Consider the following 16009-nt stretch of genomic DNA (forward strand, 5'->3'; position numbering starts at 1 on the left):
AGAGGACTTTTTCAGTGGCCTCCGATACACAGGATGCTCTTTCACTTTTTTTGGTGACAGTCACCGAAAAAAATGTGTTTTTTCGAACTTTCATGATTGAATGAGTGACTGTCACCAAAAATCTGTTCACATCCTATCTAAGAAAAAAGCTCATCTCCTTAGTCAAATATTAACTTTCAATTGGCCCTGTTCTCCGTGAAAGTCATTTTTTTGTTATTTTCCAAATAACCCCCGTATGAGGAACAGCCGCCGCTCCAGAAAACAAACCAAAATCTACAACATAAAGTGCGCCATTTGCATCGAACACAGCATCAATAGGCCGTTCAAATCCTCCCCCATTTGTTTCAGAAGCTGGCAAACCAGAACGATTCAATGCAAATACATGCACTTGCCCTGTTTGCATGTCGATGCGAGAAACGCGATGGCCGACACGCGGGAGTGGTTTCCCTCCTGTCGTGCCAGGTGCATTCGCTCCAAACTCCGCAATAAAAACATCCCCAATCGGCGCGAATGAAGAGTTGTCATTAAAACTGAAGCCCATCGTAGCGGAATGGGCTGGAAAGTTGGCCACAGGATGTGGGGGTTGCATCGGATGTTCCGCTAACAAAAAGCTTGGCTGAGGTTTTCCCTCGGGTTGGAACTGCGGTAAAGTAACTGGTAACCCTCCGGTGAAATCGGGAAATCCATACCATAATCCCGGACGAATCCATTGAAATTCATCTGGAGAGTTGGCAACTGGACGGCTTCCTCGAACATCCATCCCATGATTGGCCGCAAACAATCGATTGAATCGATCGAACCGTAATCTAAAAGGATTCCTAAGGCCCCATGCAACCAACTCAAGCTCCGATCCATCGGGGTTTGCCCGTAATATGCTTCCGCTTGCGCGAACGATTCCATCCACCATTTTCCCCGAATATGTTTCGACTCCAAAAGGTACATATGCACCGGTAGTGACTGTTCGATTTTGAAAGCTCTCTAAAAATCCCGATGTTTGAAAGTTTTGGCCACTTAGAGTAATCCTGCTACCGGGATAATCATGAAAGAAAGGATGCTCCTTCACCCAATCATTGTCCTTCCCCACAACACCACTGTTGGTAGCAGTACCTTGACCAAAATACATTTTTCCATCGGGACCGAAAATTACCCGATTATTATGATGATCGCCATTACTCGGCAAGCCCTCGATAATGTCCTTTTTCGATCCATCAGGGTGGATGATTGTGACATAGCAACGATGCGCAACATAGATATTCCCTTGATATTCAGTAATTCCTGTCAATGGTGGATGGAATCCATCAGCTATTGTGGTAAAACCATGTTCCGTCAGTTTTAACACCTTTCCATTCCCATCCGTTATTCCTGAATCAGCAACGAGCATTTCTCCCTTGCTCGTAAATGTTACATTAATAGGTGTCGTTAACCCCGTTGCAAACACATCAATTGTATAGCCAGGTGGCAACAGGATATCTCTAGGTTCTAGTTTTCTTTGTGGACTTTTATGTTGATTTGAATGAGCCTGATTCTGAAATCCCTGTTCAGACATAGACACCTATCCCCTCTCCATATTCCTTATCACTTTATGCAGACGCCCATCTATCCGCTACCTATAACAGTCACAGAATACTTCTTGAAAAATAGTATAAGGATAGGGCTTGCGATTTGAGTGATAGTGAACAGTTGGAGATCTATAGTGAAGGAAAAGGGAGAGGGATCATGTCTTTTACGAAATCTATTCCAACGCATCCAAAGGATATTCATCGAATACTTACTAGCTGGTCGTCTACAAAAAAGCTGCTATTTATGGCGTTGATGGCAGCGCTTGCAGCGATTTTACAATCAGCTGGGGGATTTTTACCTGGTATCGGATACGCCATTAGTCCCTTCGCTACCGCTCCTATATTGTTAGTCGCCTTGATGGCTCTGCGCTCAGGGATTTTCACTTATATCGTAACCATCTGTTTATTAGTATTGATTGAGCCAAGTGAGCTAGTTATTTTCCCCTTCACTACCGGATTGCTTGGATTAGGGTTGGGATGGTCATTCCACTTGCTAAGTAAGCGCTCGGAAATTATCATAACGAATGCTTTACTATTAAGTATAGGTATTTGCACCCCATTGTACGTATTCGGCTTTCCTGTTTTTGGCCCAACCGTCTCCTCTTCATTCAATCCAGCGGTCTTGCTTATTATTTTCATCTTTTCACTTCTCTATAGCTGGGTTTGGATGGAATTAGGTTTATTTATTCTTCGTAGGATTAAAGCCTTCTTAGTGCTGAAATAGTGTTTAGATTGATCCCCAAAAAACATGAACAGTAGGATTATTTTTTACTGTTTCCAACAGCTGGAGGCGCTTGATTTCCAAGGCCATTTTGTTTCTGCGGGTTCTGATTTCCCTTAGGCTGCTTAGATGCCGGGTTTTGATTCCCTTTATTGGAATTTTTATTTTCCGATGCGGGATTCGATAATTTCTCCTTCTCTGCTGGAGAATACTTCAGTTTCTCATCCTGCTCATTCTTCGGCTTTGTATCAGGCTTTTTCAGTTTTGGATCTTTAAGCTCATTTGAATTCTTCCGCTCTTCATTTCCATTGTTTTTCTTGTCAGCAGGTGCTGAAGGGACCGATTGCTTATCCGGTTTTTTGAGCCCATCTTGACCTTTTTGCTGATTTCCTGAATTTGTTTTATCGTCATTGATTTCTGTTGATGGTTTCTTTTCATTCATCGGAGGACTTTGTTGACTTGCCTTGAATTTGTGAATGGACATTTCATGCTGATTGGCCTTCACTCTTTCCTCCGCTGTGCTTTCGCCAATTTCGATAGTCAATTCTTGATTCGCATTTCGTACTTCTCGAACTGCACTTCCAACAATTCCTTGCACCTTCTGTTGATTTTTGGCGTCTGGAAAGATTGTCGTAATAATGACTTGCACACCGTTGTTCTCTGCCGATAATTCCGTCACAGCTGTGTTCAACACTGTACTGATTGGACGGCCTTTCCAATCGTCAAGCTTCTCTTCATATTCAATTGGCTTATCGTTCAAATAACGTAACGTAATGACCTCTCCAGCCTGATTGACACCAAACTCCAATGCCATACCGTTTTCTAATTGAACATAAGCCATCACTTTATCATTCATGGGAATTAAAGATGCTACGATGGCAAGTAGAAGCATTGCGGCAATCATAACTGCTCCAGCGAATCGCGGCTTTACTTTCACACCAAAAAGGGCAGGAGTAAAAACCAGATGAAAGTCGACTTCATCTCCAATATCCGGTGTCTTACCAATTGGAACACCTCGTAGAAATTCGCCTTTTTCCGTCAGGAACACAGTATATTTATTTTTCTTTTCGCAAACAACGCCTCTGTATGTCCGCATCATATAAGTTCCCCTTTTATATATTCCTGTATGTACACAAAATGACTATTCAGTAGTAACGTCACTGCGATTATATATTTTCTATGTCGTTCTATCGTTTTTCTTGAAACCTCGACAGTCGATTCAAGTTCTTTCATCGGCAATCTTTTATTTGTCATTAGATATGCATAAAAATCCGGTGTTTCAGCGATGATTTGTGCAATCTGAAAGGCTGTCTTTCTTGAATCTGTATGTTTCGGAGATGACCTAGAAAGCTCTTGGAAAGATAAACCAAACTCCTTTAGTAGTTTGTTATATTCCAGCATCTCTTCACGCCGTTCCATTGCTTGTTGTTCACTCGAATAAGATACAATCGATGCTTGATCAAATACGTAGCGTTGAGCATCAGAGGCTGCTGTCTCATCTTCACCTTTCGGTAAATGAATAGCGCCATTTCTCGTTGCTTCTTTACGAAAATAATCAATCAATCTCCTCTTCATAATCAAATGCGAAAATGTCGTCAACGATGAATTGTCCTCAGGATTGAACTGCACAATCGCTTCATGAAAGGCACTCATTGCTATACTAAACTCGTCATCATGCTCATCCACAAATTTTTTACATACGAAAGAAGCTGTTTTTTTAATGAACGGAGTAAATGCGATCAAAAGGTCATCCATAACCTCCTGATCGCCTCTCTTTGCCTTCAATACAAGCTCATTCAATGCTGTATCAGACTTCTTATTGAATATTCCTTGTATGATAGACAAAAGCATACTTACCCCTCCGTTCCCATTCAACCGCGTTGCTCTTGATTGTAATGGGTGCAACGAAAAATGAAAAGAAGTTTGCTAGAAAATAATTAGTTTTTCTTTTCTTTTCCCTCTTGCTTTTGTTGTTCTTTATTCGCTTTACGTTCCGCTTTTAACGCCTCACGCTCTGCTTTTTGAGTCGCTTTCAATTCTTCTCTTTGTGCTTTATGCTGTGCATTTAATTGTGCTTGTGGAGCTTTTTCTTGTTTCACTTTAGTTGGCTTTTCTTCTTTTACTGGCGCTTCTTCCTCAACTGGTTCTTCCTTCACCTCTGGCTGTTCAGCTGGTACGACAGTTTCAGGTTGCTCAGGTGTTTCAAGCTCCGGCTGTTCATCGGTTTCTGCTTCTGCCTGCTTACTCTCCCATTTTTTAATGGAACGCTCCATGTTACGTTTAATAGATGCTTTTGCTGTTGGATTTTGAACCTGTTCATAGGCTTTTGCAAGTGCAACAAGATTTCCAGCAGTATACCCCTCTGGAATTTCTGGAAGTACACTTTCCTCTTCCGTTGTTGCTTCATCCTCTTTAACTTCTTCCTGCGCCTTGTCCTCTGCTTTATCCTCATTATCTTCGCTTTCCACTTTAGGTAATTCCACAGTTTCAGTTTCAGTTGAATTATCCGCTACATCAGTAGTCGAATCTTTTCCAAGTTGGCTTAAATCAATTATTTCAATTGCTTTTTCATCTGCCCATGCATAGCTCGTCCCAGTTATTGTTAATCCTGCAATTAGCAATGCTGCTCCCGTTTGTTTCCACTTCTTTTGCATTTTAAATCACCTCAACATTTTTTTTGCCCTTTTTGGACATACCAGTTATTCGTATAGGATTCTTTTTTTGAGGGGGTCGATGAAAACTTTTTTCTAGGAACATACTAAAATATTTATGTTCGTATGCTTACCTAACGTTTAAGAACAATTTTCCGGTATTCCTTTAACAAGGCAACATATTAAAACGGGAGCTCTTTAATGTTCAATAAATATCTTTCAGTGTTTACAATATTATGCTACCATCATTTTCAAGCGTTATTAAATTAAAATAGAGGGTTAATGCATAAAGTCCTATAGGGGGTTGGTATTTTGGTTGACAAGGAAACGCAGATAAAGGTACTGCTTTATGGAAATCCATTCGATTTTGCATGCAAAACTCTTGGCGTTGAAAATATGAGACATCATCATTACTCCAAAGTTTTTACGGTTAGCCAAGAGGAAGTATATGCATATACTGAAGTCAATGGTATACCACAAAGTGATTCAACGAGCAAAGATTCTATGGCTGAAGGCTTCCATTATTTTGAGGAGGAAGGTAAATGGTATACCTTTTTTAGAGAGAGAGGTTCCATCTACCATGAAAAAAACTTTGATGATTATGAGCTCGGTAAAAAATATATAGTCCTTACATTGCTACAGTTAGCCGGTACCGGACTCTATAAATAGCTGTTTTTGACTTTCTGAAGCGATTACCATTACGATCTCTGTCATTAAAAGCTTAGCGCTTTAAAAATCTAGAACATACTTAATAGCACATACCAAGATTATGGTTTGTGCTATTAAGTATGTTCTTTGTCTACAGTCTAGATCTCTGTTTAAGCAACAGAGATCTTTTCTTTAAAGTAAAGTGATATTTTAACTTTATAAATTTTCTCCATTTGATTTTATTACGTCTTTAAACCAGAAGAAGGACTTTTTCTTCTTACGTTCTAATGTCCCTCTTCCATCATCATGTTTATCCACATAAATGAATCCGTACCGTTTAGACATTTCTCCTGTTGAAGCACTTACTAAATCAATGCAACCCCAAGGAGTATATCCCATAAGGTCAACTCCATCTTCAAGCGCCTCAGCCATTTGTTCAATATGACTGCGAAGGTAGTCAATTCGATATTCATCATTTTGTCGCGCTACTACATTCCTTTTTTGTATTCATTTACTGGAACAATATACTTCAAAGAAAGTTAATTCAATTAATTCAAGGCTATTGGGTACCTAACAATAGTTTCGTGCACAGGCCCTTTTTTGAAGAAAAACGATTATAATACAGTAAAGGGCTAGTCAAAGAACATAACAATCTGTCCATCATATGTTTTTCTTACAATTGTAGTGTATTATCCGGGTAGTTTCCTGCACGGCTACCGTCAAAAATAGGGGAGGTTCCTTATGCAAAAGCAAGATTGCTTGATACTTATTTCTGTATATGAAGAAAAAAATCTTACCAAAGCTGCCGAAAAGTTGTTTACGTCCCAACCAGCCATCACGTATCGCTTACAGAAGTTGGAGGAAGAGTATCAGATCAAACTTTACACGCGGGAAGGGAATAAATTGTTTTTCACTCCTGAGGGTGAATACTTAGTCGATTTCTCTAAAAAAATGCTTCTTGATTTAGATAAATTGGAAGAAAACCTGAAGACATTAAAAAAAGACGCAACCGGAACAATCCGTATTGGCGTCTCTAGTAACTTTGCTTTATATAAATTACCAACCCTCATTAAACAGTTTTTAGACCACTCCCACTCCATACAAGTCAATGTAACGACTGGATGGAGTTCGGAAATTATCCAGTTGCTGAATAAAAATGAAATACAAATTGGAATTATCACGGGGAACTACAATTGGTTTGACGAGAAAATCCTATTGGCAGAAGATCCATTGACGATCATCGCCAAAAATCCAATCAATCTAGAGGATATTCCATTTCTGCCTCTCATTTCATACCAGCCCAATAAAAAGAAGGGCCCTGGAGAAAAAGCTACGAATCCTCTTGCGCAAATGATTGAAAATTGGTGGCAAGACCGTTTTTCCGCTCCCCCATTAGTGCGCATGGAACTGGATAAAGTCGAGACCTGTAAAGAGATGGTGAACAAAAACTTAGGCTACTCGATCATCCCTAAATCTTGTTTGACCGAGAGGGACTCTTTTTTCACACATGATCTCATCAATGATAAAGGAAAGCCTCTGAATCGTAAAACGTGGCTCTTCTACAGAAAATCGAATGTAGAACTTTTGACAGTCAGCCAATTCATCAACTTCATCCAAGAGCAACTTAATGAAAATCATTCCTGATGCAGCGGGAAATGGCACGCAACAAAGTGACCTTCTTCTTTTTCCTCAAAATCAGGAACGACCAATTTGCATTTTTCTTGTGCAAACGGACAACGAGTGTGGAATTTGCAGCCGCTAGGGGGATTTACTGGGCTTGGCATATCCCCTTCCAAAATAACTTCATCGTTATCCGCCCTACGCAAGCGCGGATCGGAAATCGGCAACGACGCTAGTAGTCCATTGGCATACGGATGCATCGGCTTCTTAAAGAGCGCTTCCTTCATTGCCAATTCCACCATATTCCCTAAATACATGACACCGATCCGGTCGCTGATATGACGCAAAGCCGGCAAACCATGAGAGATGAAGATATATGTTAAATCATATTTCTTCTGCAGCTCATCCAGTAAATTCAAAATTTGCGCCTGAATGGATACATCCAATGCTGAAACTGGCTCATCACAAATAATAAGTTTTGGTTTTAACGCAAGAGCACGTGCAATCCCGATGCGTTGCCGTTGTCCTCCGCTGAACTCATGTGGATAACGAGATGTATACGAGGCGTCAAGCCCGACATCTACCATTAAACGGTGGACTTCGACTTCCAATTCTTTTCTGGAGAGCTTCCGGTGTGTAAGCAATGGCTCCGCTATTAAATCAAAAACACGCATTCTAGGATTTAAAGAGGAAAAGGGATCCTGGAAAATCATTTGATAATCCACCCGATATTTTTTCAGATCCCGCTCTTTCATCTTCGAAATCTCTACTCCGTTAAAGTAAACCTCTCCCTCAGTCGGCTGCAGCAGTCCCATTATCAAATTTCCTAATGTAGACTTTCCGCAACCCGACTCACCGACAATCCCTAATGTCTCACCTTTGTACACACTGAGATCGACACCATCAACTGCTTTCAAGTATTCTTTTTCCTTTTTAAAGAGCTGAGGGTTTATAGGAAAGTGCTTTTTCAAGTTCTTTACAGCAAGGATCTCTTCCGTTTGAACCGGTACACTGTTAACCATCACCACTCACCCTTCCTGATGGCCTTCATGCAGCCAACACCTTACTTTATTTCCAGTTTGTTCATTCGTCGTCAACTCCGGCATGCGGCTTTTGCAAATGTCCATCGCGAACGGGCATCTCGGATGAAAGTAGCAGCCAGACGGTTTATTGCTTGGAGTCGGAACATTGCCTTGAATGGAATTTAACGTATCCACTTCCGAATCGATTTTAGGGGTACTTTGAATCAAACCCTGTGTATATGGATGTTTCGGTTCAGCATATAAAGACATGACATCCGCTTCTTCCACAACCTGTCCGGCATACATGACGATAACCTTATCTGCCAGCTCCGCCACAACTCCCAAGTCATGGGTAATCAATAAAATAGACGTTTCAAATTCTATTTTAAGGTTTTTCATCAGCCTCAAAATTTGAGCTTGTATTGTTACATCCAGCGCTGTAGTTGGTTCATCCGCAATCAGTAAACTCGGATTGCACGACAATGCCATAGCAATCATGACCCGCTGTCTCATCCCGCCACTCAGTTCATGGGGATGCATATCATACACATGCTCTGCGCGTGGAATACCTACTTTTGCCAGCATTTCAACGCTCTTATTTTTCGCTTCTTTTTTTGATGTAGTTTGATGCAACAAAAGGATTTCGTCTAATTGGTCCCCAATTTTCATTACGGGGTTTAAAGAAGTTAGGGGCTCTTGAAAAATCATGGAAATCTCATTACCTCTAATTTTCCGCATTTCCCGATCACTTAACCCGGTTAGGTCCTTGCCTTTAAAAAGAATTTCTCCACCGACAATTTTCCCTGGAGCATTTACCAGTTGCATAATGGAAAATGATGTGACACTTTTCCCGCAGCCGGACTCTCCTACTAACGCAGTCGTTTGCCCTGATTCTAGGGAGAATGAGACTCCATCAACAGACGGAACAATTCCGTTAGTCGTATAAAAATAGGTTTTTAAATCATTCACTTCTAGTAATGTCGACATACAGAAGCCTCCTCTCGTTACGAATTGGTTCCTTGAGAACGCGGATCAAGCAAATCACGCAACCATTCTCCGAAGAAAATGATTCCTAAAACGGTAACCGTAATGGCCACTCCAGGAAACGTAGCCAACCACCAGCTAGTAGCTACATATTCCTTGCCTTCGCTTAACATGATTCCCCACGAAACAATAGGCGGCTGGATCCCTAACCCTAAAAAGCTTAGGGAAGATTCGGTAATGATCGTGCTTGCCACACTCAAGGTGGAAATGACAATAATAGAAGAGGTGACATTGGGAAGAATATGACGTTTCATAATTTGGAAATCAGACACGCCCATTGTCCTTGCCGCCTTCACATACTCCCGTTCCCTCAAACTTAGTGTTTCGCTTCGAATCATCCTCGCGTAAAGCACCCAGCTTGTCACACCGATTACAATAATTAATGTAGGGATTCCTGGGTCAAGAACTGTCAAAAACACGATACAGAAGAGAATCGTCGGTACGGATAAAAACGCATCGACAAGACGCATGATTATATTATCAACCAATCCGCCGTAATACCCTGAAATCAAACCGAAAACAACGCCAATCGCTCCGGCAACCAGAACAGACAATATTCCGACAATTAATGATATACGTGACCCGTAAATAATACGGCTTAAAATATCCCGCCCCAAATTATCTGTACCTAAAATATGTGACATGCTCCCTCCATCCGACCAAAATGGAGGCACTAACATATTTGTTGTATCTATTTTCCCGGGATTGTATGGTGCGATCCATGGCGCAAATACCGCCATTATACATAACGCTAAAACGATTAATAGGCCAACGGACCCCGTCTTGCTTCTTGATAGCTTTGTAAGAAAAATCTTGAATTTATTTTTCGTATTTATACTTCTATCATTCTTATCTACAGGAAGTGCAGCGAGTTCTGCATGGCTGGTTGATTTCATATTGTCAAATCCTTTCTTAGCTATATTTGATTCGCGGATCTAAGAAACGATAGAGGACATCCGTCGCCAGATTCATCAACAGAATCATGACGGCGGTTACAAATACAGCCGCTTGAATAATTGGCAAATCCTTATCGTAGACAGCCTGTATGATCAATTGTCCAAGACCCGGCCATGAGAAAATCATTTCCGTGATCAGGGAACCGCCTACTAAACTTGCCATTTGTAAGATTGTAATTGTGATAACAGGCACCAAAGAATTTCGGAATGCATGACGGAAGATAATGACACTTTTCTTCTGTCCTTTACTTCTTGCTGTCCGAATATAATCTTGCTGAAGTATTTCCAACATATTGGAACGAACAAGTCTAGTAATCTCGGCCGAAACAGCTGTCCCCAATGTAATCGCCGGCAAAATAAGATGTTTCCAGCTACCCGTTCCGGAAACTGGCATCAGCTTTAAGTTGACCGCAAAAACTAAAATCAGCATAATACCGAGCCAGAAGTTCGGAATCGCTTTTCCAAGTGCAGATAAACCTGTCGCGAACAAATCAATAACGCCATTAGGTCTAAGAGCTGAAATAATCCCAAGTGGCACTGCAATAATGATTGCCATAATCATAGAAGCCGTAGCCAATTCCAACGTAGCAGGTAATCTCTCCAATACTAAACCTAAAGCGGAAACACCATATTTATAGGATTCACCAAAATCACCTTGCACCAAGTCGACCACGTAGTTCCAAAACTGTATGTAAAATGGTTGATCAAATCCTAAAGCTGCACGCAATGTCTGTATCTCTTGCTGTGTTGCTTCTGCAGGCAGCATCATTGCTACTGGATCTCCGGCTACGTAAACGAGTACGAAGATCATAAGGGAAATGATAAGAAGTACAATTGGAATTTGCAATAACCTACTAGCAAAATATCTCCACATAGGTGATCCCCCTTAATTGAAGGTAGGCAGGGACTGCTTCAAATCAGTCCGCTGCCATTTCCTTCATGCCTTATTTTTTTTGAACATCCGGAATGTAAATTAATTCATCTAACCGCGGAGTATATTCAATCCCATCGGTTACACCGAAGAACTGGTCAACCTGAAATAATGGAATGATCGGCATTTCCTCACTGGCAATCTTCTGAACTTCTTGGTACTTTGCCGTTCTCACCGCTGGATCCAGTGACGTATTGGCTTCGTGCAACAACTCATCAATTTCCTTGTTGCTATATCCATTAATAGAAGCAGAACGTTCAGTCCCGTAGTAATCCAATGCCTGACCAGCATCAAAGAACGAAGATCCAAGAGCGATCAAATAGCCTTCTTTGAACTTCTCCTGATCTCTCAACTCAGTGAAGCTGCTCCATTGCAGCAAATTCATTTCTGTATGGATACCTGCTTCTTCAAGCATACCTGCAATCAATTGCATTACTTCACGGTCTTTAATATACCTGCCCGTCGGAGCGGCTAACTCAATCGTCACGCCATCCTTATATCCCGCTTCTTCTAACAATTGTTTCGCTTTATCAACATCATAATTGTATTTATCGTACAGGCTCTCTTCAAAACCGATATTACCAGGGTTTACCCTTGTCAAAGTCGGTGTTCCCCCGCCGTCTAGTAAAGTTTCGACCAACGCTTTGTCGTCAATTGCATAATCGATCGCTTGGCGCACCTTCACGTCTGACGTCGGCCAGCCCTCTTGTGTACGAAGGAAAAGCATATACGTACGGTTGGACGGTCCGTTGGCTATTTGACTATTTTCAGAGTCATTGATCCGTTTCCAATCACTTGGCGGGACATTGGCGATAATGTTGACGCTGTCAGTCAATAGCTCAGCTACACGTGTAGAATCTTCAGGGATAGCCCTAAAAACAACTTCATCCCATTCGCCTTTCTTCCCGAAATAGTCATCGTTCTTCACTAAAGTGATTTGACTATCCTTTTTCCATTCTTTGAATTTATATGGACCTGAACCAATCGGCGCCTTCAGGAATTCATCCATCCCTTTTTCTTCAATATAACTTTTCGGAAGGATACCGGATGCTTGTCTGGAAATACGGCTGATTAGCATCGGATCTGGCTCGTGCGTGATGATTTGGAAAGTTAGCGGATCGAGCACTTTTACTTCTTTAATCGTGTCGAAATCACCGTGGCTTTTTAGTGTTTCGTCATTAGCAACGCGCTCTAACGTGAATTTAACATCTTCTGCTGTCAGATCGTCCCCGTTATGGAATTTGACACCTTCATTCAATTTAAATTCAAACGTTGTGTCATCCACTTGTTTCCATTCTTTTGCAAGATGCGGTTGGATTTCCCCTTCCGTGTCTCTCATCAACAGATAGTCAAATACGTTGACGTGAATGGCCTCTGTAGCGGTAGTTGTATGGTTATGGATATCCCAAGTCAGCATATCCGGTCCTAATGAAATCGTTAATGTACTACTCTCTTTATCGCCTGTTGCTGATGCATTGTTTTGACTGGAAGGCTTGCTTGTTGTCGTACATGCAGACAAGACTACCATTAAAGCTGCCAACATCAAATATAATACTTTTTTGGCCATTATTCTTCCCCCTCTTATTGTAGAACCAAGTTTTCTTGTATCTCTTTTTCTGCAGTAAATTGTTCCTTAATCGCATTCAGTAATGCCGGAGACGAAATCACATCTATGCAAGTGGCCCCCAACGTCTTGGCCGCTGTAATGATTGCTTCATTCCCATCCTTGCTATTGGAAGCCTCTACCCATTCTTTTGTATGATTCGGCGTGCCTTGCGGAACAAATGAAACTCGGATGCAAGCACCCGGCACCCGGTGTGTAACGATACTAAAATCTGTAGAACCAGTTTGTTCACGAGGCGGTGTAATATTTTTTGCCCCCACCAACTTGGCATTCTCCAAAAGCACATCATTCAACGTCTGAACGTTCAACTTACTCTCCAATGATTTCTTTGGATGAATATGAACCTTCGTTCCTGTAGCGAGCGCCGCCCCCCTGGCGACATTCAATGCCCGTTCCACTACCGTATCCAAGTATGGACGGTTGATTGCGCGGATAGAGAATCTAGCAGCAGCCCTTTCCGGCACAATATTCGCTGCAATTCCTCCATCTGTAATGATGCCGTGGATTCGAACGTCTGAACGTACATGCTCCCGCAAATACTCCATTCCGTTAAAAGTCATTAAGACTCCATCCAAAGCACTGATCCCTTTTTCGGGAGCAACAGCAGCATGCGAAGCCTTGCCTTCAAATACAAATTCGAAGTTATCAACGGCAAGAGAACGTCCGTCCACAGTCGTCCGGTCACCCCCATGCATCATCAACGCAATATCCAAGTGGTCAAAGCACCCTTGCTGCGCCATAGGGATCTTTCCACTTGTCGTTTCTTCAGCGGGCGTTCCTAATACTTCAATTGTACAAGGCGGCAAATCTTCCAGTTGGGATAAGGAAATTGCCGCGCCAAGTACAGCTGGAGACTGCAAATTATGACCGCAGCCATGACCCAAATCCTTAAGCGCGTCATATTCGCATAACAGGCCTAACACAGGCCCTCCAGTTCCCACAGTGTACCTTGCACGGAAGGCCGTATCCAAACCAGCCAGCCCCCTTTCAACCAAAAAGCCGTTATGCTCTAAAATCTTAGTAATGCGATCCACAGCCTGAAATTCCTTATTACCTAACTCAGGATTCGCATGCAAAAATGTACCCAATCCGATTAATTCTTGTTTTAGATCCTCAACCTTATTAAACAAAGTTTCCTTACTCATTATCAATCGTTCCCCTGCCCTTCTCCGTTGTAATCGCTTTCAGAAGTGGAGCGAATACTCTGTGTATGAATTGTACGAAAGTTTTTTGAATAAAGGAAATTGAAAAAATTTGAAGGTTCAATAAAAAAATTTTATACTGATAAATTTTACTGCAATCATTATGTATCAAATCATTTTTGTCGACACTTTAACTACCAAACGGAAAGGTGTATTTTCACGCTTGTCAATTATCCAAAAATAGGCAGGCTTAAAAAGTAGTTCCTATACGACAGCGAACAGTTCACGAAATTACATAAAATTGCAAAGAAGATCAGACATTGAAGTAAATACCTAATCCACGCCTTATAAATATGTAATTGTAGTCGGTTATCGGAATAGTATCATGCACAGCGTACCTGGAATTTTAGTTTAATATTTTTTTAACATCAAAAATGCTGTTATCCATTACACCTTCTTTTCTTTCTGATTTACTGTATTCCATATTACAATACTTAGATTTTTCATTGAATTCCTTAATGACGATGGTAACTATTTGATATATAAACTCCAGTTCTTTGGTTTGGAATTATTCTAATTGTTTTTTAGTGAAAGATTCATTTTGATACTGCTCATGAACATACCTATATCCGACAGCTACTTTCAATAAATCCTGAGATGCAAATTCCTTCTTCTCCAAAATGAATTCTACCAAACCAATTTTATTAAACTTAGTGTTTGCACTTTCAACGATTTCTTAGCTTTTTTCAAATGTTTCTCCGGTAAATAAATCTTTTTTATGTTTTTCTAGCCTTTTTTCAATTTCTCTAAAAGGAACTTCCAGCAAAGATCTAAACTCGCCTATCTGATGAAAAGTTCTTAAAAACTCAGATTGAACAATAATGGCATAAACTTCAAAATAAAGTTCTTTCGATTGATTATAGTAATGATTCCTTCTAAACTTCTTGATATCAACCATAAAATCGAATTTGTTTTGTAACCCTTTAAACATTATATTCACCAATAATGTTAGTATAATAGTGTAAAAAGTTAAACCAATACTATCAGATAGATTCACAATCCCCCTTCTAATTTACCTATCATACAACATATAACACAAGGAGTCTTTTTTCTTACCCACATTGTTAACTTAACCTTCACCTCACTCAACTCGACGCCGGTTCATAGAAGTAAAGAAAAAACGCCCAATTGGACGTTCTTCGCAAAAATTATTCAATTATTCGTCAACCTATCTATTTCAAGAATTGCGTTAAGAGTAACATATTTAAAATTATATGTCCCGCCTCTCATCCACCATTGGACAATAAAATTAGTGTTGTGTGCCCGTGCAACAATGTTAATGCTGTTTCATAACGTCTATTTGCTGACGGATATAATGTCCTTAATGAAACTGGAGAAAGGAAAAAACGCCTTCCATGTTGTCGACCATTAGCCCTGGTCGACGGAAGACGTCCCTCACTAATACGATAATCGTACATAATTCTATCATAAACGAGAACCCTGAAAAAGTTTTTTTGTTCAATGCGCAGAACGAGTGCCATGTCACCGCTGTAGTAGTGGTGCATTTGAAGTGATTGGTTCGCGTGAACGTAAGGTGCGCAAGAATGCCGGGCAGATTGAGTGCTATATCACCAGGAGGTTGCGGTGTCTGGTTTGTCGAAAAATCCATCACGAACTCCCCAATTTTATGATTCCTTATAAGAGATATGATGCCAGAACGATTGAAGAAGGCATCCGCCCATCGGAACCTTTGGTTTTGCCCCTATTAAAACTCAACATCGAGCTTCCGAATATTCAAGAATCCGATTTCAACTATTTGTCACAGGACTAATCCTTGTCATAGGAATTTAAAATCAAAAAGACCTTTCATAAGTTCAATGAACTCACAAAAGATCTTCTTAGATTGTTGAAATTAAATTGCTTCAAAACCATAAGGTTAGCATTACACAAATCCTCACCTTACAAACCCATATACATCAAGGGTCAAGGTTCTTCTTACATCATGCCGCCCATACCCGACATATCCGGCATGCCACCCATGCCAGCACCAGCTGGCTCAGGAAGATCCGCGACAACTGCTTCAGTCGTCAA

The 16009-nt window shown here is 40.9% G+C and carries 15 protein-coding genes and 1 pseudogene; 4 read left to right on the top strand and 12 right to left on the bottom strand.

Going from position 1 to position 16009, the window contains the following annotated elements:
• Positions 1–202: 202 nt before the first annotated feature.
• Positions 203–1546, bottom strand: a complete 1344-nt coding sequence (locus tag R2B77_RS16685) for a PQQ-dependent sugar dehydrogenase (RefSeq protein ID WP_322555761.1) — start codon at positions 1544–1546, stop codon at positions 203–205.
• Positions 1547–1716: 170 nt separating this feature from the next.
• Between R2B77_RS16685 and R2B77_RS16690 the strand changes: the two genes are divergently transcribed.
• Entirely contained in the window at positions 1717–2283 is a 567-nt protein-coding gene (locus tag R2B77_RS16690; protein WP_203249192.1) for a hypothetical protein, read from the top strand.
• Positions 2284–2320: 37 nt separating this feature from the next.
• On the opposite strand, the gene R2B77_RS16695 is transcribed toward R2B77_RS16690, so the two are convergent.
• From R2B77_RS16695 to R2B77_RS16705, 3 genes are all read right to left on the bottom strand, one after another.
• Positions 2321–3376 (bottom strand): anti-sigma factor domain-containing protein, encoded by a 1056-nt coding sequence (locus R2B77_RS16695; protein WP_203249191.1) that lies wholly within the window; start codon positions 3374–3376, stop codon positions 2321–2323.
• Complete coding sequence (gene sigI / locus R2B77_RS16700; RefSeq protein WP_203249190.1) at positions 3376–4131, bottom strand: RNA polymerase sigma-I factor; 756 nt, start codon at positions 4129–4131, stop codon at positions 3376–3378. The genes R2B77_RS16695 and sigI overlap by 1 nt, the downstream gene beginning before the upstream one ends.
• An 86-nt stretch (positions 4132–4217) precedes the next feature.
• A complete protein-coding gene (locus tag R2B77_RS16705; RefSeq protein ID WP_203249189.1) occupies positions 4218–4934 on the bottom strand; it encodes a hypothetical protein in 717 nt (238 codons plus the stop codon).
• Between the two features lie 309 nt (positions 4935–5243).
• Here R2B77_RS16705 and R2B77_RS16710 point away from each other — a divergent pair, with 309 nt between their 5' ends.
• Positions 5244–5600: a hypothetical protein gene (locus R2B77_RS16710; protein ID WP_203249188.1), complete on the top strand. Its 357-nt coding sequence runs from the start codon at positions 5244–5246 to the stop codon at positions 5598–5600.
• Between the two features lie 195 nt (positions 5601–5795).
• Here R2B77_RS16710 and R2B77_RS16715 read toward each other — a convergent pair.
• Positions 5796–6056: pseudogene (locus tag R2B77_RS16715) on the bottom strand (family 1 glycosylhydrolase); the annotation flags it as partial.
• A 264-nt stretch (positions 6057–6320) separates the two neighbouring features.
• Here R2B77_RS16715 and R2B77_RS16720 point away from each other — a divergent pair.
• Positions 6321–7223 carry a LysR family transcriptional regulator gene (locus R2B77_RS16720; protein WP_203249187.1) on the top strand — a complete coding sequence of 301 codons (903 nt, stop codon included), beginning with the start codon at positions 6321–6323 and terminating at the stop codon, positions 7221–7223.
• Here the strand turns inward: R2B77_RS16720 and R2B77_RS16725 are convergent.
• From R2B77_RS16725 to R2B77_RS16755, 7 genes are all read right to left on the bottom strand, one after another.
• Positions 7214–8221, bottom strand: a complete 1008-nt coding sequence (locus tag R2B77_RS16725; protein WP_203249186.1) for an ABC transporter ATP-binding protein — start codon at positions 8219–8221, stop codon at positions 7214–7216. The genes R2B77_RS16720 and R2B77_RS16725 overlap by 10 nt on opposite strands.
• A 6-nt stretch (positions 8222–8227) precedes the next feature.
• A complete protein-coding gene (locus R2B77_RS16730) occupies positions 8228–9208 on the bottom strand; it encodes an ABC transporter ATP-binding protein (protein WP_203249180.1) in 981 nt (326 codons plus the stop codon).
• A gap of 17 nt (positions 9209–9225) precedes the next feature.
• The gene (locus R2B77_RS16735) at positions 9226–10161 is read right to left on the bottom strand and encodes an ABC transporter permease (protein WP_203249178.1); all 936 of its coding nucleotides are present in this window, start codon (positions 10159–10161) and stop codon (positions 9226–9228) included.
• Positions 10162–10177: 16 nt separating this feature from the next.
• Positions 10178–11095 (bottom strand): ABC transporter permease, encoded by a 918-nt coding sequence (locus R2B77_RS16740; RefSeq protein WP_203249176.1) that lies wholly within the window; start codon positions 11093–11095, stop codon positions 10178–10180.
• Positions 11096–11165: 70 nt separating this feature from the next.
• The gene (locus R2B77_RS16745; RefSeq protein WP_203249175.1) at positions 11166–12719 is read right to left on the bottom strand and encodes an ABC transporter substrate-binding protein; all 1554 of its coding nucleotides are present in this window, start codon (positions 12717–12719) and stop codon (positions 11166–11168) included.
• Positions 12720–12733: 14 nt separating this feature from the next.
• Entirely contained in the window at positions 12734–13921 is a 1188-nt protein-coding gene (locus tag R2B77_RS16750; RefSeq protein WP_203249174.1) for a M20 family metallopeptidase, read from the bottom strand.
• A gap of 733 nt (positions 13922–14654) precedes the next feature.
• Entirely contained in the window at positions 14655–14975 is a 321-nt protein-coding gene (locus tag R2B77_RS16755; protein WP_203249172.1) for a hypothetical protein, read from the bottom strand.
• 477 nt (positions 14976–15452) lie between these two features.
• Between R2B77_RS16755 and R2B77_RS16760 the strand changes: the two genes are divergently transcribed.
• A complete protein-coding gene (locus R2B77_RS16760) occupies positions 15453–15749 on the top strand; it encodes a DUF6431 domain-containing protein (protein ID WP_322555762.1) in 297 nt (98 codons plus the stop codon).
• Positions 15750–16009 lie beyond the last annotated feature (260 nt).

The organism is Sporosarcina beigongshangi, assembly GCF_033485195.1.
Taxonomy (GTDB): Bacteria; Bacillota; Bacilli; order Bacillales_A; family Planococcaceae; genus Sporosarcina; species Sporosarcina beigongshangi.